We start from the raw sequence: 23,351 nt of genomic DNA on the forward strand, positions 1-23,351 counted from the left end.
GGCCCAGTAGCAGGTGTCCCAGTAACAGGTGACGCACTAGCAGGTGAAACAGTAGGAAGAAAAGACAAGATCGCCACACGTAAGGCGCGCCAGGAATGCCTGGCGCGCCTTCGTGGCGATCAGAACAGGCACGAAAGCAGCCGGTTAGGAAGTTGGAACAATGAAGTTCGGGAAGCAGCCCGCCCCCGTCGCGGACATCAACGAGGACAAGCTCGAAGTCCACAAGCCGAAGACCGAAGCCGCCGGCGTCAAGGCCGTGATGGTGGCGCTGGAGCGCGCCGTGGCGCAGGCAGGGGTGACCCGGACGGCGCAGTCGCTGCTGCGGCTCAACCAGCGCGGCGGGTTCGACTGCCCCGGCTGCGCGTGGCCGGAGTCGGACAAGAAGCGCAAGGCCGCCGAGTTCTGCGAGAACGGCGCCAAGGCCGTGGCCGAGGAGAACACCCTGCGGACGGTGGGGGCGGAGTTCTGGGCGAAGCACTCCATCGCCGAGCTGTCTGAGAAGACGGAGTACTGGCTGGGCAACCAGGGCCGGCTGAGCGAGCCGGTGGTCATCCGGGAGGGGGAGACGCACTACTCGCCGATCTCCTGGGCGGATGCCTTCGAGCTGATCGGCGAGCACATCCGTGCCAGCACGCCGGACCGGTGCGTGTTCTACACCTCGGGCCGCACGGCCAACGAGACCGCGTTCATGTACCAGCTGTTCGCCCGCTCCCTGGGCACCAACAACCTGCCGGACTGCTCCAACATGTGCCACGAGTCCTCCGGTTCCGCGCTGAACCCGACCATCGGCATCGGCAAGGGCACGGTGTCGCTGGAGGACATCCATGACGCCGAGCTGATCTTCGTCGTAGGGCAGAACCCCGGCACCAACCACCCGCGCATGCTGTCTGCTCTGAAGGAATGCAAGGACAAGGGCGGCAAGGTGGTGGCGGTGAACCCGCTGCCCGAGGCCGGCCTGTTCAACTTCAAGGATCCCCAGACCATCTCCGGCGTGGTGGGCGGCGGCACGCCGCTGGCGGACGAATACCTGCAGATCAAGGTGGGCGGCGACCTCGCCCTGTTCCAGGCACTTGGCCACCTGCTGCTGCAGGCCGAGGAGCAGAACCCGGGCACCGTCGTCGACCGGTCCTTCATCGAGGCGCAGACCGACGGCTTCGACGCGTACGTCGACGCCCGTCAGGACCTCGACTGGGCGGAAACGGAGCAGGCCACCGGCCTGACCCGGCAGCAGATCGAAACGGTCGCCGGAATGCTGGTCAAGTCCAAGGCCAGCATCTTCTGCTGGGCACTGGGCGTGACCCAGCAGCCGCACTCGGTGGACACCATCAAGGAAATGGTCAACGTCCTGCTGCTGCAGGGCAACTTCGGCAAGCCCGGCGCCGGTGCGTGCCCGGTGCGCGGCCACTCCAACGTCCAGGGCGACCGGACCATGGGCATCTGGGAAAAGCCGAAGGACTGGCTGCTGGAGGCCCTCGACAAGGAATTCGGCATCCAGTCCCCACGGCACCACGGCCACGACGCTGTGGAGTCCATGGAGGCCTTCGAGCGCGACGAGGTGGATGTGTTCGTATCCATGGGCGGGAACTTCTCGCTGGCATGCTCGGACACGGAGACCCTGGAAGCCGGAATGCAGCGGATCGGCCTGACCGTGCACATCTCCACCAAGCCCAACCGGTCGCACGTGGTGCACGGCCGGACCTCGCTGATCCTTCCCACGCTGGGCCGGACGGACAACGACGACAAGCACCCCAAGGGCGCCCAGTTCCTGTCCGTGGAGGACTCGATGTCCGTGGTCCACTCGACCCAGGGCAGGCTGCAGCCGGTGTCCGAGCACCTGCTCGCCGAGCCGGTGATCGTGGCCCGGATGGCCGAGGCAACGTTCGGCCCTGGCCACCCGGTGGACTGGAAGGCCATGGCCGAGGACTACGACGTGGTCCGCGACCACATCTCCCGGGTCCTGCCGGGGTTCGAGGACTTCAACGCCAGGGTCCGGACGAAGAACGGCTTCGTGCTGCCCAACCCGCCGCGGGACACACGCTCCTTCAAGACGGACATCGGCCGCGGCCGCTTCACAGTCAGCCCGCTGGAGTACCTCACGCCGCCGGACGGGCATCTGGTGCTGCAGACCATCCGCAGCCACGACCAGTACAACACCACGTTCTACGGCCTGGACGACCGCTACCGCGGAATCTCCGACGGCCGCCGCGTGATCCTGGTGCACCCGGAGGACCTCGCCGAGCAGGGCTTCCAGGACCGCGATCTCGTGGACGTGGTGAGCACCTTCCAGGGCACCGACCGCCGGGCCGAGAAGTTCCGCCTGGTGGCCTACCCGACGGCCAAGGGCTGCGCCGCGGCGTACTTCCCCGAAGCCAACGCCCTGGTCCACAAGGAAAACGTCGCCCGGGTATCCAACACCCCCGGCTTCAAAGCCATGTTCGTCCGCTTCGAACCGCACGCCGGCGGCGTTGCCACGGCGGAGGCTGCCGAAACGGCAGGTATTGAGGCCGCTTCGGCCCGCTAGCAGTTCCAACTTGCGGAGTCCCAAGCAGAACGGCCCCGTTTCCATTCGGAAGCGGGGCCGTTTTGCTCGCGTGTTTCCGGCGTCAGCGGGCAGTGCCGAGACTGCGGTCGGAGAACCAGTAGCGTTTGGTGACAGAGTTGCTGGCCATGACGACGATCCCCGTCCGGGAGTTCACGCTCTGCTTGGAGCTGGTCACATTGTTCATGTGGGGTGACGCTGCATCTTCAATGACAACTTTCCCGCGGCCGGACGCGAAGACCGGCTTATCCATCGAGGCTGTTTTTTCGTAGATGCTTCCGGCCGTGCCTGAGAAGGCACAGCCACGGACGTATGTCGAGGGCGCCGTGTAAAACGCATGTACCAGGTTGTTTGCGGTGTCAAGGATGATCTGCGGGCGGGTAACACAGTCCCCGGTCCTGGCAATCGTGGTCTGGGTGAAGGAGCCCGTGGCCGGTTTGAACACCACCAGCAGCAACTGGGCAAGCGTCGGGTCTGTAGTGCCATCATTGAGACTTGTTTTTACTACGGCGTATACCCTGCCGCTGGGATCGGACTGCAGGCTCTTGATGTTCAGGTGGTCATCCACCCGCTTGCTTCCCTTGATGGCTTGTTTCACCTTCCACGACGCAGCGGTTCTCGGACTTTTTCCGTCATCATGCGTGGCCCACCATGCCGTCCCCGTGGCCTGGTCGGTCCACATGATACCGATTTCGTCGCCGTCGTAAGCGACAATTGCGGAAAGGTCGTCGGGGGTGGGGTTCGGGTCCGCGGCTGCCGGAACTACAAAGGGCCTCCCCCAGCCCGTGCCGCCGGCCAGGGAATTATTGACGTAGACCGTGCTTCTGGTGCCGGACACCTGTGTCCAGGTGGCCCAGATAACCCCCGTGGAATCCTTGGCGATGGTCAGCGACTCGCTGCTGTTGTTTGAGATGGTGGCAGGGAAACCAGTGTTTAGCGTGTATTTCCCGCCGGCATAGCTGTAGCGGTACAACCTGGCCGGCTGTCCGGAGGCAGTTTTCCCGGCAGTTACGACGTTGGAAGCTATATACAAGTGGGTGCCGTCCCACAGAGTGTCCGACGACGTGCTCGCCCTTGGGTCGGTCCGCACCCCGGTATTTACCCAGGTGTGCGTGGTCCGGTTCAGACGGTAAATGCTCCATCCGCTGCCGGTCTTCCACATGTTGGCCCACCAGGAACCGTCATTCCACCACAGCTTGCTCTGTGGCTTATCCGCCGTCGGAGGATTGCTGACGCCGGAATAGCTGATGCTCGGGGTTCCGACAGTAGCCGCCAGCGCGGCACTGTTGACGCCCAGCAAACTGCCCGTGACCACGACGGACAAGACAACAAGGTGGATAATCCAGCGGACGCTCTTCTTCATCTTCAGCACCATTTCTATGTCGGAAGTAAAGCCTCTTCGCCGCGGTCGTCCGGTGCCCCGTTCGGTGTCAGTGCGCGCCCGTTCCAACCGAAAGCCTGCTGTGCGAGCGGCGACGCCGTCGGAACGTCCGTCCGGAGCTTCAGGATGCATGAAAAGGTTGCAAAAACCTTGGAAAGTCAATCAGTGGGCTGGTTTCCGCCGCTGGGATCAGTTTACTGACCCACAATCAGTCGGGATCGGGAAGACTACGCCTTGTCCTTCGGGCTGTCCCGTGGGTGAGCGCTAAATGGCCGCCCAGGAACCCGGCCCCGGCCACGGCAGTCCCTGTCAGCCCAAGCCCCACGCCGAGGGAATGCCGGCCCAGTCCCCGGCGCTCGCGAACTGCCCGCCGGCCTGACCCTCTCTTAACCAAGAACGACGGCGACACTCCGGACTTGCCGGTGTGTCGCCGTCGTTCTTTCTTCAATTTGGGTCAGGACGGCCGGGAGTCAGCCGCGGAGGCGCTCCATGCCGGGGTCGAACAGCGGCTCGACGGAAACCGTGGCCGCTACGCGGCTGCCAAAGTACTCGATCTCCACGGCATCGCCCTCGGAAACGGAGGCAGGCAGCCAGGCGTACGCGATCGGCTTGCGGATCGAGTAGCCGTACGCGGCGCTGGTGACGTAGCCGGACGCTACGCCGCCCACAAATACGGGTTCCTTGCCCAGCACGATGGATGTGCCGTCGTCGACCGTGAGGCAGCGCAGTACCTTGTCCGGAGCCTGCTCCTTCAGGGCCGCCAGGGCCTCGAAGCCCACGTAGCCCTCCTTGTCCTTCGCCACCGAGAAGCCGAGGCCGGACTGGTACGGGTGGTGCTCGGTGGTCACGTCCGTGCCCCACAGGCGGTATCCCTTCTCCAGGCGCAGGCTGTTGAAGGCGCCGCGGCCGGCGGCGATGATCCCGTGCTCCCGGCCTGCCTCGAAGAGCAGGTCCCAGAGCTTGAGGCCGTATTCGGCGGTGGTGTACAGCTCCCAGCCGAGTTCGCCCACGTAGGACAGGCGCATGGCCGTGACGGGGATGCCGCCCACGGAGATTTCCTTGGTGCGGAAGTACTTCAGGCCGTCATTGCTGAGGTCGTCCCCGCTGACCTTGCCGATCACTTCGCGCGCCAGCGGGCCCCACAGGCCGATGCAGCAGGTGCTGCCCGTGATGTCGGTGACGTGCACCCACTTCGCCGGATCAGCCGCCGACTGCTTCCGGGCCTCCACGCGCAGGTAGTCGAAGTCCACGTTGCTGTTCACGCCCAGCTGGAAGTCTTCCTCCGCGAGCCGGGCGACGGTCACGTCGCTGCGGATGCCGCCGTCGTGCTCCAGCAGCAGGCAGTACGTGACGGCCCCTGGCTTCTTGGCGATGTTGCCAGTGCTCAGCCGGTGCAGCAGCTCCTGGGCACCAGGACCGTTGACGGCGAGCCGCTTCAGCGGCGTCATGTCGTAAAGCGCGACGGCGGTGCGCGTCTTCCAGGCTTCGGCCGCCGAAATGGGGGAGGAGAACATCGCGGCCCACTCGTCCCGCTCGGGGGTCTGCCACTCGGCCGGCAGCTCGTCCAGCAGGGGGCGGTTGGCCTCGAACCAGTGCGGGCGTTCCCAGGCGGAAGCTTCGAGGAAGAATGCGCCGAGTTCCTTCTGCCGGACGTTGAACGGGCTGACGCGCACGTCCCGCGGGGATTCCTTGGGCTGCAGCGGGTGCATGACGTCGTAGATCTCCACGAAGTTCTGCTGTGAGGTCTCGCTGACGTACTCGTCGGACGTCTGGACCTTCTCGAAGCGGGAGAGCTCGGTGCCGTGAAGGTCGGTCCGGGAACGGCCCTCGATGAGCAGCTCGGCGACGGCCTTGGCCACACCCGCGGAGTGCGTCACCCACACGGCCTCGGCAACGAAGAACCCGGAGAGTTCCGGGGCTTCCCCGATCAGAGGTCCGCCGTCGGGTGTGAACGAGAAGATTCCGTTGAAGCCGTCTTCGATCTGGGTGGCGTGCAGTGCCGGCAGCAGGTCCTGGCAGTCCTCCCATGCTGGCGCGAAGTCCTCCAGGGTGAAGTCCAGCCGGGACGGCATCCGGTGATCGGACATCTCCCCCGCCGGCACCTTCGGCAGGGCGGACATGTCCACCGGCATCGGGCGGTGGGCGTAGCTGCCGATGCCGATCCGGTCGCCGTGCTCGCGGAAGTACAGGTCGCGGTCCTGGTAGCGGAGGATGGGCTTCTGGGCACCGTTGGGCAGTTCGTTCACGCCCTTCAGCTCCGGCAGCGGCGTGGTCTTGACGTACTGGTGGGCCAGCGGCAGCAGCGGCACCTCCAGGCCCACCATCTTGCCGAGCTCACGGCCCCAGAAACCTGCACAGGACACCACGATGTCGGCAGGAATCACTCCGGAGGACGTCTCGACGCCGGTGACTTTGCCGCCCCCCTGGCTGATGCCCGTGACGGTGGTGGAGCCGAGGAAGGTCACGCCGCGCTCGCGGGAGCGCTGGATCAGCAGCTGCACGGCACGGGCAGCCAGGGCCAGGCCATCGGTGGGGATGAGCAGGCCCCCCAGGACCTCACGGCCGCCGGTGAGCTTGCCGGTGTTCAGCAGCGGATAAATCTTTTCGCATTCATCGGCGTCAACGATCCGGCTTTCGACGCCCCAGGAGGTCATCACACCCATCTTGCGCCTGAGGTCGGCCAGGCGCTCGGGGGTGGTTGCCAGCTCCAGGCCGCCCACCTGGTTGAAGCAGGACTGGCCGTCCTTGCTCAGGGAGAGCAGCTTGTTGACCGTGTACGTGGCAAATTCTGTCATGGTCTTGGAGCCGTTGTTCTGGAACACCAGGCCGGGGGCGTGCGAGGTGGAGCCGCCGGCCAGTTCCAGCGGGCCCTGTTCGACGACGGTGATGTTGTCCCAGCCGCGGCTAGCCAGCTCGTCTGCGAGGTTGGTGCCGACGATGCCGGCGCCGATGATGACGACGCGAGGTGTTGCGCTCATGGTGTGTGGTTCTCCTGGTTCGCGTTAGCGGAAAATTAGCGGAATACGACGGTGCGGGTCTTGTTGAGCAGGACGCGGTGCTGGCAGTGCCACTTCACCGCGCGGGAGAGCGCCTGGGTCTCCGCATCGCGGCCCACCGTCACCAACGCGTCCGGGTCAAGGGCATGGTCCACCCGGAGGACCTCCTGCTCGATGATGGGGCCCTCATCAAGATCCGCGGTGACATAGTGTGCCGTCGCGCCGACCATTTTCACCCCGCGGTCGTAGGCCTGGTGGTACGGCTTCGCGCCCTTGAATCCGGGCAGGAATGAGTGATGGATGTTGATGGCCCGTCCGCGCAGCTTGCCGCACAGGTCATTGGACAGCACCTGCATGTAGCGCGCCAGCACCACGAGGTCGGCGTCGTATTCGGCCACCAGCTCCAGCAGGCGGGCCTCGGCCTCGGACTTGGTGCCGGCCGTCACCGGCACGTGGATGAAGGGCAGTCCGGCCGCCTCGGCCATGGGCCGCAGGTCCTCGTGGTTGGAAACCACGACGGCGATCTCCGCACCCAGGCTTCCCGCCCGCCACCGGAAGATGAGGTCGTTCAGGCAGTGACCGAACTTTGAGACCATGACCAGCAACCGCTGCGGGCGGCCGTCGTGGATGCTGAACTCCATGCCGAACTCGCCAGCGATCGCCGCGAACTCGGCGCTGAGGCCTTCCGCCGTCTGCTGACCCTGCTGGTCGAGCTTGTCGAGACCGTCACGCTGGTTGAGCCGTGCGAAGGGACCCTGAGCGCCGTCGTCGCCGCTCTGGGTGAACGCGGTCCGCAGGTAGAGCTTGCCGCTGACGTGGTCATCGAACTGCTGGTGCTCCACGATGTCGAAGCCGCGGTCGGCCAGGAACGTGGTGATGGCGCGGACGATGCCCGGCCGTTCGGGGCAGGCCAGGGTGAGGACAAATTCAGGGTTACGGGCTTTGGCACTGGCAGCGGCCGCGGGCGCGCCTTCAAGGACTGTGGACAAGATTTTCTCCGAAATGTAGTGGCAGAGCGGGGCGGCTTAGATGTGGCCGTTAACGGTCAGCCCGGGGGGAAGGTTGGGCGCCTCATCGGACTCGATGACCATGATGTCGCCGTCCACGACGGTGACTTCGTGCGTGCGGACCGGAAGTTTGGCCGGCGGTGCATCAACCTGGCCGGTCCGGAGATTGAACTTTGAGGCGTGCAGCGGGCACTCGACCTCGCAGCCTTCCACCCAGCCGTCGGTGAGCGAGGCGTCCTGGTGGGTGCAGGTGTCATCAATGGCGAAGAGCTCGCCTTCCTCGGTGTGGAAGACCGCGATGGGCGGCGCGGTGTTCAGGCGCAGGGCTTCCCCTGGTGCCAGTTCGCTGAGCGGGCATGCCTTGTGCATGGGGGCCTCTTCTCTCGTTTGGGGAGGTATATGGGAGTTGCTGGCGTCTTGTTCCGAATGGATCAACCGCCGTCGTAATATGCAACAGCGTGCTTTCGCTCACACTGTTTTGTCAAGGGTTATCGGTCCAATTACGCGTGCCCGCTTTAATGAGTCACCGACCTCTTGACAGTCACCGTGGCATGGATCACGCTGTTGCATATAGCGATTGTTGTTGCGCTAATAGCAATAGAAAGAGGGTGTAAATATGCAGACGCTTGCGATCGTGGGAGCCTCCCTGGCCGGTCTTTCCGCCGCGCGGGCAGCCCGCGCCCAAGGCTTCACCGGACGGCTCGTCATCATCGGCGATGAAGAGCACCGCCCATATGACAGGCCGCCGCTCTCCAAGGACTTCCTGCTGGGATCCATCACGGCCGAGGACCTCTCCCTGGAGACCGATACTGACGACCTCAACGCCGAATGGCTGCTGGGTGCACGCGCAGTCTCCTTGGACGCCGCTACGAAAACCATCGGCCTGGCTGACGGCCGGGTTGTCCAGGCCGATGGCATCGTCATCGCCACCGGCGCACGGGCCCGCCAGTTGCCGGCGCTGGCCGGCCTGAGCAACGTCTTCTCGCTTCGCACCCTCGCAGATGCGCAAAGCCTGGCACCGGAACTGGTGGCGGGAAGCAAGATGGCCGTCATTGGAGCCGGCTTCGTTGGTGCCGAGGTCGCCTCTTCGGCCGCCTCACGCGGCATGGACGTCACCCTCGTTGACACCAAGCCGGTGCCGTTCGCCGCCCAGCTGGGCATGGAGATGGGCTCGGTGGTGGGCGGCCTGCACACCGCCAAGGGTGTCCGGCTCATCTCGTCGGCCGTTATTGAGGACTTCTACGCAGGCGAAGGAAACGTGACCGGCCTTCGACTGGGCGACGGGACGTTCGTGGCTGCGGACGTTGTGGTGGTAGGGATCGGCGCGGAGCCGAACGTTGAATGGCTCGCCGGTTCCGGGGTGGAGGTCGACGGCGGTGTGCTGTGTGATGCGATGGGGCGCACCAGTGTTCCGGGCATTGTGGCGGTGGGGGACTGTGCCGCGTGGTTCGATGCCGCCGTGGACAGGCACCGCCGCGTGGAGCACTGGACGGGTGCCCTGGAACGGGCCGCGCTGGCGGTGCAGGGGCTGCTCGATGACGACGCCCCGGCGCAGCCGCTGAAGCCGCCGTACTTCTGGTCGGACCAGCACGGCGTGAAGATCCAGTTTGCCGGCCACTCAGCCGGCTACGACCGCCTTGACGTCGAAGCGGGGGATGCTGCCGAGCACAGCCTGCTGGCCGTGTACTACCGGGAAGACGTTCCCGTCGCGGTTTTGGGCATGAACCAGCCGCGGCTGTTCACCAAGTGGCGCAGGAGCCTCGCTCCGTCTGCACCCAAGCCGGCGGCCGCCGTCGTGCCTACAGTTTTGGCGCCGGCGGGCGAACCCGCCCTTGCCGGTGCCGCCACGGGGCTTTAGCCCCAACTCTTCTTGTAAGTCGTGTTGTTTGTGTTGTTTTGTTAGGAGAACAAATTGTCTGTTGAGGTATCCACCCCGAGCCTGATCCCGACGCTGGGCGGTCATTTGTACACGGATCCGGCGATCTTCCGGGCCGAGCAGGAGCGTATTTTCGAGCAGATGTGGTTCTGCGCGATTCGGTCCTCGGACCTGGACAAGCCTGGGGCGTGGCAGACGGTGCAGGTGGGCCGGGAAAGCGTGCTGATCTCGCGGACCCGCAAGGGCGAGATCCGGGCGTTTTACAACGTATGCCGGCACCGCGGCGTGAAGCTGTGCATGGAGGAAAAAGGCGAAGCTGCCCGCAACTTCCAGTGCCCCTACCACGCCTGGACCTACGACTTCGAAGGCAAGCTGATCGCGGCCCCGAACCTGACCAAGATGCCGGACATCGACCGTGATGAGTATGGCCTGTCCAAGGTCCACATCCGTGAATACCTGGGCTACGTGTGGGTTTGCCTGGCCGAGGAGCCGCCGTCCTTCGAAGAGGAAGTTATGGGCGCGATCGAAGAGCGCCTGGGCAACGTGCACGCTATCGACGGGTACGACGTCGCGAACCTGTCTGTGGGTCGCCGTATCCGCTATGACGTGAAGGCGAACTGGAAGCTCATCATTGAGAACTTCATGGAGTGCTACCACTGCGCCACCATCCACCCGGAGCTGACCGAGGTCCTGCCCGAATTCGCCGACGGTTTGGCCGCCCAGTACTTCGTGGGCCACGGTGCGGAGTTCGGTGAGGACATCAAGGGCTTCACTGTGGACGGTTCCGAGGGTCTGGACCTGATCCCGGGCGTGGCCGAGGACCAGGACCGCCGCTACTACGCGATCACGATCAAGCCGACCGTGTTCGTGAACCTGGTCCCGGACCACGTGATCATCCACCGCATGTTCCCGATGTCCGCAGACCACACGATCGTCGAATGCGACTGGCTGTACCTGCCCTCAGTGGTGGAGTCCGGCAAGGACGTCACCGCCTCGGTTGAGCTGTTCCACCGCGTGAACATGCAGGACTTCGACGCGTGCGAGCGTTGCCAGCCGGGCATGGCTTCCAAGTCCTACGCGAAGGGCGGCGTGCTCGTCCCCAGCGAACACCACATCGGCGCTTTCCATGACTGGATCCAGGAAAAGGTTGGCGACGTCCCGCTGTCCGGAGAAGCCCTGCTGGGCCTCGCCGCGGACACCCCGCCGCTGGAGGAAAGGGCCCAAACCCTGCAGCGCAAAGAATCAACCCCCGCAACCTAAAACGTCCCGCTGGTTGAGCGTGCGCCCCGCTGATTGAGCGTACGCCCCGCTGATTGAGCCTGTCGAAATCTCGGCAGGCTCAATCTGCTTAAGCGGGTTTCGACAAGCTCAACCAGCGGTCGTTTCGGTAGGCTCAACCAGCGTCGGCAGTCATCGGTGTGTGTAGCCCATCTTTCTGCTGACGGTCAGGCCGGCCTCCTGGAGCCCCTGGATCAGGCCGGACGTATTTTCCGGATCGAAGCGGAAGGCAGGCCCGGAGATGCTGACGGCTCCGATGACCGTCCCGAAGTGGTTGTAAACGGGGACGGCAACAGCGTTTAGGCCGATTTCAAATTCCTCATGAACAACGGCATAACCGTCGCGGGCAACGTCGAGGAGCTGGTTCTCCAAGGTATCCCGGTCCGTGATGGTCCTCGGGGTGCGGGCAGGGAGGCCCGTCTCCTGGAGGATCCGGGACCGTTCTTCAACCGGCAGGGCCGCCAGCAGTACTTTGCCGCTGGAAGTGGCGTGGAGGGGCGTGAGGCTGCCCACCCAGTCGGATGTAGCCAGCGTTGACGGGCCCATGGCCTGATCGACGTTCACCGCGTAGCCGGACCGCAGGACGGCGAGGTTGACGGTTTCCTTATACTGGCCTGCGAGGCTCTCCAAAGTGGGACGCGCCTCGTGGACCAGGCTCAGCCGGCCGGGAATGGAGCTCGCCAGGCGAAGGATGCCGAATCCCAGCTGGTACTTGCCGCGGTCATTGTTCTGCCGCACGATCTCCCTGGACACCAGCGAGCCGAGCAGCCGCGAAACCGTGGACTTGTGAACCCCCATTTCGTCGGCGATGTCACTGACCCCTGCGTGCCCGTCCCTGGCGATGATTTCCAGGATCTGGAGGGCGCGGTCTACGGACTGGACGCCGCCTCCGCCTGCGGCGTCCGGGTCCCTGCCGTTCGCTGGTTCGTCTCTTGCAGCCATCAGAGGTGCTCCCATGTCGTCGCCGTGACCAGCGGTCAGCTCTGCGCTATTCCGACTGCTTCACAACTCTGATCCTAGACTGCCACGAACCCCGACCCTCATTTTCCCTGAACACAGCGGCTACATTCCGGACGCAAACACCAGCCGTTCCTGGCCCACATACGCGTTGAGGCTCTTGCCCCGGCTGAAGCCCACAAGGGTGACACCGGTGTCGGCGGCGAGGTCCGCCGCCAGGCTTGAAGGGGCGCTGACGGCAGCCAGAACCGGGATGCCGGCGAGGGCAGCCTTCTGAACGAGCTCAAATGATGCCCTGCCCGAGACCTGCAGGACGGTTCCGCGTAACGGCAGCAGCCCTTCGCGCAGCGCCCACCCGATCACCTTGTCCACGGCATTGTGACGGCCCACGTCCTCGCGGAGGCAAAGCAGTTCCGCTTCGCCCCCGTCATTGATCTTGAACAGCCCTGCGGCGTGGACGCCGCCGGTCTTGTCGAACAGCGCCTGGGCTTCGCGCAGCTGCTCGGGCAGACGCGCTATGACGTCCACCGGCACGCGCAGCTGGTCCCCGTGCACGTCATAGGTGAGGGTCTTGCGGACGGCCTCGATGGATGTGCTGCCGCAGATGCCGCAGGAGCTTGACGTGTATACGTGCCTGCCGGTGTCCGGCAGTGCCAAGCCGGGACGGAACTGCGCTTCGACCACATTGAAGGTCTGCCTGCCGGTTTCGTCCTCGCCGGCGCAGAAGCGCAGCGAAACCAGATCCGCCTGACTGGCGATGATGCCCTCCGAGACGAGAAAACCGGCAACGAGATCAAAGTCATCGCCGGGGGTCCGCATCGTCACGGCAAAGGACAGGTTGCCGAAGCGGATTTCCAGCGGCTCTTCCGCCGCCAGCACGTCTTCGCGCAGCCGCACGGGGTATTCCATGGCGGCCTCGGAACCGTCCAGCAGGTAGCGGTGGACCTTCCGTCGCTGGGTCATGCGTGCCATTGCCTAGTTCTCCCAGATCAATTTGCCGGGAAGCGGGGGCCGCAGCTCCGGGCGCCAGGGGAGCGCAAATGCCGGAACCGGCTCACCCAGCTGAACGCCGCGGGACGGAACCACCATGACGCCGTCGGCGGAGGCCAGTCCGCGCATCATTCCGGGGCCGGTGTAATGGGCGGGAGTCGCCAGCTCCTTGACCCAGCGGAACGGCATGAGCCGCGTGGACGCACGGTGGGCGTCGATGGCGGTGCCGCACGGCACCCGGCTGATGCCGGGCAGCGGCTGGTGGCCGAGGGCGGCCAGCAACGGACCGCCAACGGTGAAGAGTGCCATCAGGGCGGCGAGCGGGTTGCCGGGAAGCCCGACGACGAACCGGCCGTTGGGCAGTTTGCCCAGGGCAGCAGGGTGGCCGGGCCGCATGGCGATGCCGTCGATGAGGAGTCGCCCGCCGAGCGCTACCACGGCATTCCGGAAATGGTCCGCGCCCGAGCGGCCGGTGCCCCCGGTGGTCACCACGACGTCGGGCCACTGCCCCATCGGCGCTTCGGCGGCACCCAGTGCCGTGAGCCATTCCTCGTAGGAGTCCCCGATCCGGACCAGCGGCCCCGGCACGCCCCCAAGCATCTGAATGACTGTGCTGAGCTGGGGCCCGAAGGCGTCCCTGACCTGTCCCGGTTCCGGGATCCTGGCCGTGACCACCTCTGAGCCGGTGACCAGCATCTTGACCAGCGGCTTGCCGCGCACGGTCAACTGGTCGAAGCCGGCGACGGCGGCCAGGGCGATATGCGCAGGGTTCAAGGCCGTCCCGGCAGGGATCAGCAGCTCGCCGGCTGCCGCTTCCTCGCCCGACCTGCGGATGTGCTGGCCCGGGCGGGGTTCGCCGGGGGAGGCCCCGTTTCCCAGCAGCAATGTGGTCCGGCCGCCGGCGTCCGTTGCAAGCCGACCGCTCTCCACCCGCAGGACCCCCTGCGTGCCCGGGGGGATTACGCCACCGGTGACCACAGGACTGGCCTCTCCGGTGCGGAGGGCCTTTCCCGGTTCCGTCAATGTCCAAGGGCCGTCACCGCTCACCGTCCAGCCGTCCATGGCGGACGAGGCGTAGTGGGGCATCTCCTGCAGCGCGACGACGTCGGTGGCCAGGGTTCTGCCGTTCGCCTCCGCAAGCGGGACACGCTCCGGTCCAAGGGGGCTGGCGCAGTCGAAAGCCAGGCGGCGTGCTTCCTCCCACGAGTGCTCCCCGTGAGCGGCCGGCCCGGCATCCTCGCCGGGCCTGCCGACGGTTTGAAGGGCTAGAGCTACCACTGGTGGTCCCCTCGTTGGATGGTTGCCGGGCTGTCGACCCGCCTGGCGGCGGTGTCCTTAAGGACATGCCCGCCGCTGCTGTTCGTTTCCCGAAAGCGGTGCTCCGGCGCTTACCTCCCCAGGTATTTCAGGCCTCCGAAACACCGTTTACGGGAAACGAACAGCTATGCCCTTGGCGGTGCGGGCTGGGGCGCCGCACCACTGGCGGTCGCCCTGATATTCCAAATATATCGTAAAGATATATCAGTGCGGAAGGGCTGCAAGCACCTGATTTTCGCCTGGCTTAACTCCTGCCGGTTCCAGCCGGACGACGACGGACTTTGACGTCGGGGTGCCGCTGGTGTCGGCGACGGAGTCCAGCGGCACCAGCACGTTGGTTTCCGGGTAGTAGGCGGCTGCACAACCCTTCGGCGTCGAGTAGCTGACGATCCGGAAATTCTCCGCACGGCGCTCTGTGCCCCGGAACTCTGAGACCAGGTCCACCATGTCGCCGTCGGCATAGCCCAGCTCGGCAATGTCCGCCTCGCTCACCAGCACCACGCGCCGGCCGCCATGGATTCCGCGGTACCGGTCGTCCTTTCCGTAGATCGTGGTGTTGTACTGGTCATGGGAACGCAGGGTCTGAAGGATCAGCCGGCCGGCCGGGACCGACAGGTATTCCAGGGCATTCGACGTGAAGTGCGCCTTGCCGGACGGGGTCTTGAATTCCCTGTTGTCCCGTGGCGCGTGGGGCAGGACGAAACCGCCGGGGTGCTGGATCCTCTCCTCGAAATTCTCGAAGCCATCGATGGCAGCCTCGATGTGCTTCCTGATCAGCGAGTAGTCGTCCCGGAGCGAGAGCCAGTCGGCCACCGGCGCGTTGGGAAGGGGCCGGCCGTCGGCGTCCGTGAACACCCTGTGTGCGAGGTTGCAGACGATGGCCACCTCGGACATCAGGTGCTCGCTGGCGGGCTTAAGCCGGCCGCGGGATGCATGAACGGCGCTCATCGAATCCTCGACAGTAACCCTCTGGTCGCCGGAGCGCTGGGTGTCCCGCTCGGTACGGCCCAGCGTTGGGAGGATCAGGGCGCGCTTTCCCGTTGACAGGTGCGAATGGTTCAGTTTCGTCGAGATCTGCACGGTCAGCCGGGTATTGGCCAGGGCCTTCTCGGTGGCATCCGAGTCTGGAGCCGCCCGCACGAAGTTCCCGCCCATGCCCACGAACAGCCTGACCTTGCCGTCACGCATTGCCCGGATGGCGGCGACGGTGTCGTAGCCGTGCGCCCGGGGCGAGCGGAACTGGAATTCCTGGTCCAGCCGGTCGTGGAAGCTCTCGGGCATCCGTTCGAAAATGCCCATGGTGCGGTCGCCCTGGACATTGGAGTGTCCGCGGACCGGGCAGACGCCCGCTCCCGGTTTGCCGATGTTGCCCTGCAGCAGCAGCACGTTGACGACGTCGCGCAGGGTGGGCACCGAGTGCTTGTGCTGTGTCAGGCCCATCGCCCAGCAGACGATGGTGGAGCCTGACGCCAGGAGCCGTTCACCGGTGGCGTTGATCTGTTCCATGGTCAGCCCGGTCGCCTCGACGATGTCGTCCCACCGCGCCTCTTCCAGCTGCGAAAGGTAGGACTCGAGGCCCACCGTATGGTTGCTGATGAAGTCGTGATCAAAAACCGTGGACAGGCCCGGGGTGTTCCTGCCTGCACGTTCTGCGTCGAGCAGGTATTTTCCGAGGCCCTGGAAGAGGGCCTGGTCGCCGCCGGCCCTGATCTGCAGGAAGTCATCAGTCAGCTGCGTGCCCACCAGCGTTCCCGCGATGGTCTGCGGGTTCTCGAAGTGCAGGAGCCCGGCCTCGGGGAGCGGATTGACGGAGACGATGGCGGCGCCGTTTTTCTTGGCCTTCTCCAGGGCACTGAGCATGCGCGGGTGGTTCGTGCCCGGGTTCTGGCCCGCCACGAAGATGAGGGACGCAGTCTCCAGATCCTTCAGGCTGACAGAACCCTTGCCGATGCCTATGGTTTCCACCAGTGCGGACCCGGAGGACTCGTGGCACATGTTTGAACAGTCCGGGAGGTTGTTCGTACCCACACCGCGGACGAGCAGCTGGTACACGAACGCCGCCTCGTTGGAAGTCCGTCCGGACGTGTAGAAAACGCTCTGGTCCGGGTGGTCCATGTCCCTGAGTTCCTGGGCGATAAGTTCCAGGGCGTCGTCCCAGTCGATGGGCCTGTAGTGGGTTGCACCCTCATCCAGGACCATCGGGTGGGTCAGCCTTCCCTGCTGCCCGAGCCAGTAGTCATCGCGTGTCTTCAGCTCGGCGACGGAATGCCTGGCAAAAAACTCCGGGCTGACACGGCGGCGGGTGGCTTCCTCTGCCACCGCCTTCGCGCCGTTCTCGCAGAATTCCGCCGCATTGCGCTTCTCATGTTCCGGCCAGGCGCAGCCCATGCAGTCAAAACCGTCGATCTGGTTGACGGCCATCAGCGTCTGGACGCTGCGAAGGGGACCCATCTGCTCCAGCGAGATTTTCAGGGCGTTGGCCACCGCGGGGATGCCCACGGCCTTGGTTTTGGGTTTGCTGACGGTCAGCCTTGACTCGTCGATGTTCTCGCGTGGGGCTTTAGACGCCATTGGCTCTTCCTTAAATCTTTGCCGGGCAATAAGGGCGTGAATTGACTAGGGAACTTCGACCGTGATGATGTCGCCGTCCTCGCGGAAGAACATGCGACGGCCGCCCCCGAAGGCCAGAACCAGCCAGACGATGCGGCCATCGTCGGTCAGGTCGTCGATCCAGCCGCTGTGGGGAACCGTGTACTGCTCCAGCACGGTGACGAAATCGCCTGGCATGAGCGCGTTCCAGTCCGGCACGACCGTGGTGCTGGTGGGCTGAGGCGCGGTGCTGCGCGCCATGACTGCCTCGGTCACCGCGTGAGGACCGGCGTCCGGGCTGCGCGGAACTGTTCGCGTGCCGCTTCAGAGGTGTGGAGTAGCAGCAGCGCCGTGGTGACTGAACCGACACCGCCGGGGACAGGCGTCAGCGCGGCAGCGACCGGCCGGACACTGGCTTCGTCGACGTCGCCGGCGAGTGAGCCGTCGGAGAGCACGTTGGTTCCCACATCGATGACCACTGAATGTTCCGAAACATCGGTCCCGGTGAGCAATCCGGTGCGGCCGGCGGCAACAACCACGACGTCGGCATCCTTGGTGTATTTGCCGAGCGGGCCGGACTTCGAGTGGCAGACGGTAGTGGTGGCATCCTTCTGCAGCAGCAGCAGGGACAGCGGCTTGCCGACCACGGTGGAACGGCCCACCACCACCACGTTGCGCCCGGCCACCGGAATCTCGAAGTGGTCCAGCATTTCAACAACGGCGCGTGCCGTGGCCGGCGCGAACGCACGTTCCCCTACGGCGAGAAGTCCAAGGCTCACCGGGTTGGCGCCGTCGATGTCCTTTTCCGGGGCGATGTACTTGACCAGTTCCTGGGTTTTGACGCCGGGGGGCAGGGGGGTCTGCAGGATGATGCCATTGACGGAGGGCTCTGCGCTGAGGTCCTTCAGCACGGCGATGAGCACCTGTTCGGTCGCGTCGTGGCCGACGTCGATGATCCTGCAGCCGATGCCGGCGTTTTCCGCGGCGCGCTCTATGGAGCGAACGTACCAGTGCGTGGAGCTGTCCTCGGTCGCGACCACGACGGCGAGGGTGGGGCGTGAGCCTTCTTCGGCCACTGCCGCGGCCAGGGCAGTGGCCTTTTGCTGGATCAGTTTGGCGAGGGGCTTGCCGGAAAGCACAGATGCCGTCATCGGAGGATCCTTTCCCGTACCTGGCGTGAGAGCGAGTCAGCCGCCAGCACGACTTTTTCTTCAAGGCCGTCTGTTTGTTCCGCCACTGTGGCGCGGGCCTGGGCGTCCTTGATGGCTACGACGTTGATGTCGATGTTGACGCGGGCAGTGGTGGCCGCTGCCCTGGCTGCGTCGGCTGCTGCGGCAATGTCGCTGATGACGTTCGGGTTCGCGATATCCAAAAGTTCGGCCGCGAGTTCCACGACGGCACCTGACAGCCTGATCAGCCGGGCGGGCGGCTGGGCGGCCTGGCCAAGTGCATCGTCGATGGCGGCTGCCCGCGCGGCACGCTCAGGGTCGCTGGCTGCGGGCAGCTTGTAAGAGGCGATCACGGCTTTGAAGACAGTTTCATCGGCATCGGCCAGCCCCAGTGTCTCGCCGACGAGTTCGTCGGCGGCGGCAATGATTCTGGACGTTGTCTCTGCGTGCTGCTCATATTTAGCGCCGGTGCTGAATCGTGCCACCATCGCCACCAGGGCCGCTCCCTGCGCCGCGTGGAGCGCGGCGGCCGCGCCGCCACCAGGGGTGGGCTGCCGCGAGGCAAGCCTGCCGAGGTAGTCATTAATTGTTTCTGAACCGATCATTTGTCTATTCCTGGGCTGGTAGAGGCTGGAGCGGAAAAGAGGGTTGCACGCAGCCCGGCTCCCGTTGCGAGGATGAGCCGGGCTGCGTGCCCCCAGGGCCCTGCGGCTGCTTAGCCGCGGAGCCTGGTCATTTTCGGGTCGTACAGCGGCTCTTCCGAAACAGTGGCCGTGATACGCCGTCCGAAGTATTCGATCTCGACGGAATCGCCCACCGAGACGGCGGCCGGGAGGTAGGTGTAGGCAATCGGCTTGGCTACGGTGTACGCGTAGGCGGCGCTGGTCACGTACCCGACTGCCTGCTCCTTGTAGAACACGGGCTCCTTGCCCAGGACAATGGACCGGCCGTCGTCGATGGTCAGGCACCGCAGCCGGCGGGCCGAGCCCTCCTCGGTCCGGCCTTCGAGTGCGCCCTTGCCGATGAAGCTCTCCTTGGCCATCTTGACGGCGAATCCGAGGCCTGCTTCGAAGGGGTCGTGCTCAGTGGTCATGTCCGATCCCCAGGAGCGGTAGCCCTTTTCGAGGCGTAGCGAGCTGAACGCCGCCCGCCCGGCCGCGATGACTCCGAAGGGCTGTCCTGCCTGCCACAGCGCATCCCACAGCCGCTGTCCGTTGTCCGCGCTGGTGTACAGCTCCCAGCCGAGTTCGCCCACATAGGACAGCCGCATGGCCGTGACCGGGACCCCGCCGATGACGACGCTCTTTGCCCGGAAGTACTTCAGGCCGTCGTTGGTGAAATCATCGTCGCTGACCTTGCTGACCAGGTCGCGGGCCAGGGGACCCCAGAGTCCGATGCAGCAGGTGCCGCCGGTGGTGTCGCGGACCTGGACCCAGTCAGTAGCGGACCCGCTTTGCGTCTGGTGCCGGGCAGCCCGCGTGAAGTAGGCGGTGTCGATGTTGCCGTTGGCTCCGAGCTGGAAGGTGTCCTCGCTCAGGCGGGCGACGGTGATGTCGCTCCGCACTCCGCCGGCGTGGTCCAGCAGGAGCGTGTAGGTGACTGCCCCGGGCTTCTTGTCCAGGTCCGCCGTCGTCAGTTCCTGAAGCAGTTTCAGGGCTCCGGGACCTGACACTTCCAGCCGCTTCAGTGGCGTCATGTCGTACATGGCGACGGCGGTGCGGGTTTTCCACGCTTCGGCGGCGGCAATGGGGGAGCTGAACATGTTGGACCAGGCGTCCCGGGCCGGCGGCAGCCATTCGGCCGGCATCTCCTTGAGGAGGGCAGCGTTTGATTCGAACCAGTACGGCCGCTCCCACCCGCCGGACTCGAGGAAGAAGGCTCCCAGTTCCTTGTGCCGGGCGTGGAACGGGCTGACGCGCAGGTTGCGCGGGGAGAGCTTGGGCTGGAGCGGGTGGAGGACGTCGTAAATCTCCACGAAGTTCTGCTGCGAGGTCTCGCTGACGTACTCGGGGGTGAGCTGGACGTCCTCGAAGCGGGTGATGTCACACTCGCCCAGGTCGGTTTCGGACCTGCCCGTGGTCAGGAGTTCGGCCATCGCCTTGGCAACGCCTGCGGAGTGCGTTACCCAGACGGCCTCTGCGACATAGAAGCCGTCGAGTTCCTTGGACTCGCCAAGGAGCGGGCCGCCGTCGGGCGTGAAGGAGAAGATGCCGTTGAAGCCGTCCTCGATTTCGCTTTCTGCCAGTCCGGGAAGAAGCTGCTTCGAGGCCTCCCAGGCTGGCAGGAAGTCCTCCAGGGTGAAGTCCAGGCGGGAAGGCATGTTGTGGTCGCTGACGGTCTCGGGGGCATAGGTTCCCAGAGTGTCGACGTCGACGGGCATGGGGCGGTGGGCATAGGAGCCGATGCCGTAGCGGTCGCCGTGTTCGCGGTAGTAGAGGTCCTGGTCCTGGTGGCGCAGGATCGGCAGCGTGGCGCCGTTCGGCAGTTCGTTGCGGCCGCTCAGCTGGGGCACCGCCGTCGTCTTTACGTACTGGTGGGCCAGCGGAAGCAGGGGGACCGCCATGCCGATCATGGCGCCGATCTTCGCGCCCCAGAAGCCGGCGCACGAGATCACGATGTCGGCCGGGATGACGCCCTCGGAGGTCTCGACGCCGGTGACGCGCCGTCCGGACTGCTCGATTCCCGTGACGGTGGTGGAGCCGCGGTACTTGACGCCTGCGGCCTCGGTGCGCTTGATCAGCAGCTGAACGGCACGCGCGGCGCTTGCCAGGCCATCGCTTGGGACGTGGAGGCCGCCCAGGATGTTTTCGTCATTGAGGAGCGGGTAGAGCTCCTTGCACTCGGCGGAGGAAAGAATGCGTCCTTCGATCCCCCAGGAGGCTGCATAGCCCAGCTTCCGCTTGAGGTCAGCGAGTCGGGTTTCGGTGGTGGCGACTTCCAGGCCGCCCACTTGGTTGAAGCAGCTGACGCCGTCCTCTGTCAGGGACAGCAGCTTTTCCACGGTGTACTTGGCGAATGACGCCATGGTCTTGGAGGGGTTGGTCTGGAAGACCAGGCCCGGAGCGTGGGAGGTGGAGCCCCCCGGCATGTTCAGCGGCCCCTGGTCCAGGACAGTGATGTTGTTCCATCCCCGGGCGACCAGTTCGTCGGCCAGGTTCGTGCCGACGATGCCGGCTCCGATGATGACAATACGTGGCGTCGATGCCATGTGGATTCTCCTGCTGATTTAAGTAGTGGGCTTCCGCGGCCTGTACGTGGCTGCTGCTTTAGCGGAAGACGATGGTGCTGGCCTGGTCGATCAGCACGCGGTGCTCGCAGTGCCAACGGACGGCGCGCGACAGGGCCAGGGCTTCCGCGTCCTGACCGATGGTGGAGAGCGTGGTGGGCCCGAAGCTGTGGTCCACGCGGATGACTTCCTGCTCGATGATCGGGCCCTCATCAAGAGCGGCGGTGACGTAGTGGGCAGTAGCACCTACCAGCTTCACGCCGCGGTCGTAGGCCTGGTGGTAGGGGCGCGCGCCCTTGAACCCCGGCAGGAACGAGTGGTGGATGTTGATGGCCCTGCCCTCGAGGGACCGGCACAGGTCATCGGACAGCACCTGCATGTACCGGGCCAGGACCACGAGGTCGATGTCGTACTCGTCCACGAGCTCCAGCAGGCGCCGCTCGGCATCCTGCTTGGTTTCCGGGGTCACGGGGATGTGAATGAAGGGAAGGCCTGCAGCCTCGGCCATTGCCCGGTGCGTTTCGTGGTTGGAAACCACCAGGGCCAGGTCCCCGCCAAGGCTGCCGCCACGCCAGCGGAAAATCAGGTCGTTCAGGCAGTGCCCGAACTTCGACACCATCACCAGAACGCGGTGCTTGGTCTCGTCGTGGACGTTGAACTTCATGTCGAAGCGTTCCGCGATGGGACGGAACTCCTCTTCGAGCGACTGCAGATCGTGTTCCGTCGCACCCGAGAAGGCCGTGCGCAGGTGCAGGGTCTGGCGAAGGCCGTCGTCGAACTGCTGGTGCTCTTCGATGTTGAATCCGCGCTCGAACAGGAACGTGGTTACTGCCTGGACGATGCCGGCACGTTCGACACACGACAGTGTGAGTACGAACTTACCGGTTTTGGTTTCCTTAGAGGCTTCTGTCTGCGCAGCCAGCCTGGTTTCTGTGGCTGTGTCCACAACGGTCATGTCGCATCCTTTAGATATATGGCTGATCACCGTATTGATATATCAGGGCTGTATGAAAGCGTATACTGGTGTGCGGATGAGGTCAATAGATGTTGGCCCGTAGGAGAGGCGGAGCGGTGGCGGTTGAAGCTTTGGCGGTGTCGGAGGCCGGAGGTTCGAGGTCCCTGGCCGATGTGGCCTATGAACGGATCCGCGACAGTCTGCTGACCCTGGAGATCCGGCCTGGCGATCCGCTGTACGACGAGGGGATTGCCAAGGAACTCGGCATCGGGCGCACCCCGGTCAGGGAAGCGCTTAAGCGCCTTGAAGTGGACCGGCTCGTTGTGACTTATCCACGGCGCGGTACCTTCGCAACACGGGTGGAGGTCACGGACCTCGCATTCATCTCGGAAATCAGGGCCCAGCTGGAGCCCCTCGCTGCCGCCCGTGCCGCCCGGGTGTCCACCGCGGCAGTGCGTGAGCGTCTCCGCCTCATCGTGGAGGAGGTCGAGTCCTTCGACGTGGACAGCGCATCTGTGGTGGAGACGTTGCGGCTGGACGCCAGAGTGCACCAGGGAATTTATGCTGCAGCAGCGAACCCGCACCTGGAAGACGTCCTGATCCGCTACGACAATCTCGCGACGCGGATTTGGTGCATGGTGCTGGACCGCCTGCCAAACCTCTCCCGGCATGTGCACGAGCATGTCGACCTGCTTGAAGCGGTGATCAAAGGGGACGAGGCCCAGGCCGCGGAACTGGCCCGCGTTCACGTCGACGGCTTTGAGAAGGCCGTGCGGACGGCACTGTTCGCAGCCTAGGGCTTGTTGTTGCCCGGCAACGACGACGGCGGGACGTAGCCTCGCCGTCGTGAAGCGCGCCCATCCTAAAGGGTGGGTGGCGCCGCCCGGTTTGGTGGTTCAACGCTACCCGGGCGGGTGACAGCCTTAGAGCAAATACCCTGTGGCCAGCTGCGCCCTGCCGCATCCGCAACCGAGCGCCCGCCACTGAGAGCTAAGGCCCTGAATTAACCATGCCAGATACTTTGAACGGCAGACGGTCAGCGGGCCGGTCCGGGAATCCTTTGCGGGATCC

General features: G+C 65.1%; 17 protein-coding genes. 4 read left to right on the forward strand and 13 right to left on the reverse strand.

The window, feature by feature from the left end:
• The first annotated feature begins 160 nt into the window (after positions 1-160).
• Entirely contained in the window at positions 161-2,521 is a 2,361-nt protein-coding gene (locus G9E11_RS18940; RefSeq protein ID WP_190608706.1) for an FdhF/YdeP family oxidoreductase, read from the forward strand.
• 82 nt (positions 2,522-2,603) lie between these two features.
• Here the strand turns inward: G9E11_RS18940 and G9E11_RS18945 are convergent, their stop codons facing one another.
• From G9E11_RS18945 to G9E11_RS18960, 4 genes are all read right to left on the reverse strand, one after another.
• Positions 2,604-3,902 carry a ligand-binding sensor domain-containing protein gene (locus tag G9E11_RS18945; RefSeq protein ID WP_190608707.1) on the reverse strand — a complete coding sequence of 433 codons (1,299 nt, stop codon included), beginning with the start codon at positions 3,900-3,902 and terminating at the stop codon, positions 2,604-2,606.
• 488 nt (positions 3,903-4,390) lie between these two features.
• Positions 4,391-6,898 carry a GcvT family protein gene (locus G9E11_RS18950; protein WP_190608708.1) on the reverse strand — a complete coding sequence of 836 codons (2,508 nt, stop codon included), beginning with the start codon at positions 6,896-6,898 and terminating at the stop codon, positions 4,391-4,393.
• 35 nt (positions 6,899-6,933) lie between these two features.
• Positions 6,934-7,905, reverse strand: a complete 972-nt coding sequence (gene purU / locus G9E11_RS18955) for a formyltetrahydrofolate deformylase (RefSeq protein ID WP_190608709.1) — start codon at positions 7,903-7,905, stop codon at positions 6,934-6,936.
• Positions 7,906-7,941: 36 nt separating this feature from the next.
• Positions 7,942-8,292 (reverse strand): bifunctional 3-phenylpropionate/cinnamic acid dioxygenase ferredoxin subunit, encoded by a 351-nt coding sequence (locus G9E11_RS18960; protein ID WP_190608710.1) that lies wholly within the window; start codon positions 8,290-8,292, stop codon positions 7,942-7,944.
• A gap of 247 nt (positions 8,293-8,539) precedes the next feature.
• Here G9E11_RS18960 and G9E11_RS18965 point away from each other — a divergent pair, with 247 nt between their 5' ends.
• Positions 8,540-9,781, forward strand: a complete 1,242-nt coding sequence (locus tag G9E11_RS18965; protein ID WP_190608711.1) for an NAD(P)/FAD-dependent oxidoreductase — start codon at positions 8,540-8,542, stop codon at positions 9,779-9,781.
• Between the two features lie 54 nt (positions 9,782-9,835).
• Complete coding sequence (locus tag G9E11_RS18970; RefSeq protein ID WP_190608713.1) at positions 9,836-11,059, forward strand: aromatic ring-hydroxylating oxygenase subunit alpha; 1,224 nt, start codon at positions 9,836-9,838, stop codon at positions 11,057-11,059.
• A gap of 150 nt (positions 11,060-11,209) precedes the next feature.
• On the opposite strand, the gene G9E11_RS18975 is transcribed toward G9E11_RS18970, so the two are convergent.
• The 9 genes from G9E11_RS18975 to purU (G9E11_RS19015) all read right to left on the reverse strand — a co-directional run bounded on the left by G9E11_RS18975 (position 11,210) and on the right by purU (G9E11_RS19015) (position 22,280).
• A complete protein-coding gene (locus tag G9E11_RS18975) occupies positions 11,210-12,019 on the reverse strand; it encodes an IclR family transcriptional regulator (RefSeq protein WP_190608714.1) in 810 nt (269 codons plus the stop codon).
• A 120-nt stretch (positions 12,020-12,139) separates the two neighbouring features.
• Positions 12,140-13,006 carry a formate dehydrogenase accessory sulfurtransferase FdhD gene (fdhD, locus tag G9E11_RS18980; RefSeq protein ID WP_190608716.1) on the reverse strand — a complete coding sequence of 289 codons (867 nt, stop codon included), beginning with the start codon at positions 13,004-13,006 and terminating at the stop codon, positions 12,140-12,142.
• Positions 13,007-13,009: 3 nt separating this feature from the next.
• A complete protein-coding gene (locus G9E11_RS18985) occupies positions 13,010-14,302 on the reverse strand; it encodes a molybdopterin molybdotransferase MoeA (protein WP_190608718.1) in 1,293 nt (430 codons plus the stop codon).
• Between the two features lie 243 nt (positions 14,303-14,545).
• Positions 14,546-16,912 carry an FdhF/YdeP family oxidoreductase gene (locus tag G9E11_RS18990; protein ID WP_190608721.1) on the reverse strand — a complete coding sequence of 789 codons (2,367 nt, stop codon included), beginning with the start codon at positions 16,910-16,912 and terminating at the stop codon, positions 14,546-14,548.
• 45 nt (positions 16,913-16,957) lie between these two features.
• Positions 16,958-17,206, reverse strand: coding sequence for a hypothetical protein (locus G9E11_RS18995; RefSeq protein ID WP_194718358.1), 249 nt, complete (start codon positions 17,204-17,206; stop codon positions 16,958-16,960).
• Positions 17,203-18,081, reverse strand: coding sequence for a bifunctional 5,10-methylenetetrahydrofolate dehydrogenase/5,10-methenyltetrahydrofolate cyclohydrolase (locus G9E11_RS19000; RefSeq protein WP_190608725.1), 879 nt, complete (start codon positions 18,079-18,081; stop codon positions 17,203-17,205). The genes G9E11_RS18995 and G9E11_RS19000 overlap by 4 nt, the downstream gene beginning before the upstream one ends.
• Positions 18,078-18,704 carry a cyclodeaminase/cyclohydrolase family protein gene (locus G9E11_RS19005; protein WP_190608727.1) on the reverse strand — a complete coding sequence of 209 codons (627 nt, stop codon included), beginning with the start codon at positions 18,702-18,704 and terminating at the stop codon, positions 18,078-18,080. The genes G9E11_RS19000 and G9E11_RS19005 overlap by 4 nt, the downstream gene beginning before the upstream one ends.
• 110 nt (positions 18,705-18,814) lie before the next feature.
• A complete protein-coding gene (locus G9E11_RS19010) occupies positions 18,815-21,307 on the reverse strand; it encodes a GcvT family protein (protein WP_190608729.1) in 2,493 nt (830 codons plus the stop codon).
• 58 nt (positions 21,308-21,365) lie between these two features.
• Positions 21,366-22,280: a formyltetrahydrofolate deformylase gene (purU, locus tag G9E11_RS19015; protein WP_190608731.1), complete on the reverse strand. Its 915-nt coding sequence runs from the start codon at positions 22,278-22,280 to the stop codon at positions 21,366-21,368.
• Between the two features lie 116 nt (positions 22,281-22,396).
• On the opposite strand from purU (G9E11_RS19015), the gene G9E11_RS19020 reads away from it, so the two are divergent.
• Positions 22,397-23,077, forward strand: a complete 681-nt coding sequence (locus tag G9E11_RS19020; protein WP_190608733.1) for a GntR family transcriptional regulator — start codon at positions 22,397-22,399, stop codon at positions 23,075-23,077.
• Positions 23,078-23,351: the final 274 nt, after the last annotated feature.

Source organism: Arthrobacter ipis (assembly GCF_014694315.1).
Taxonomy (GTDB): domain Bacteria; phylum Actinomycetota; class Actinomycetes; order Actinomycetales; family Micrococcaceae; genus Arthrobacter; species Arthrobacter ipis.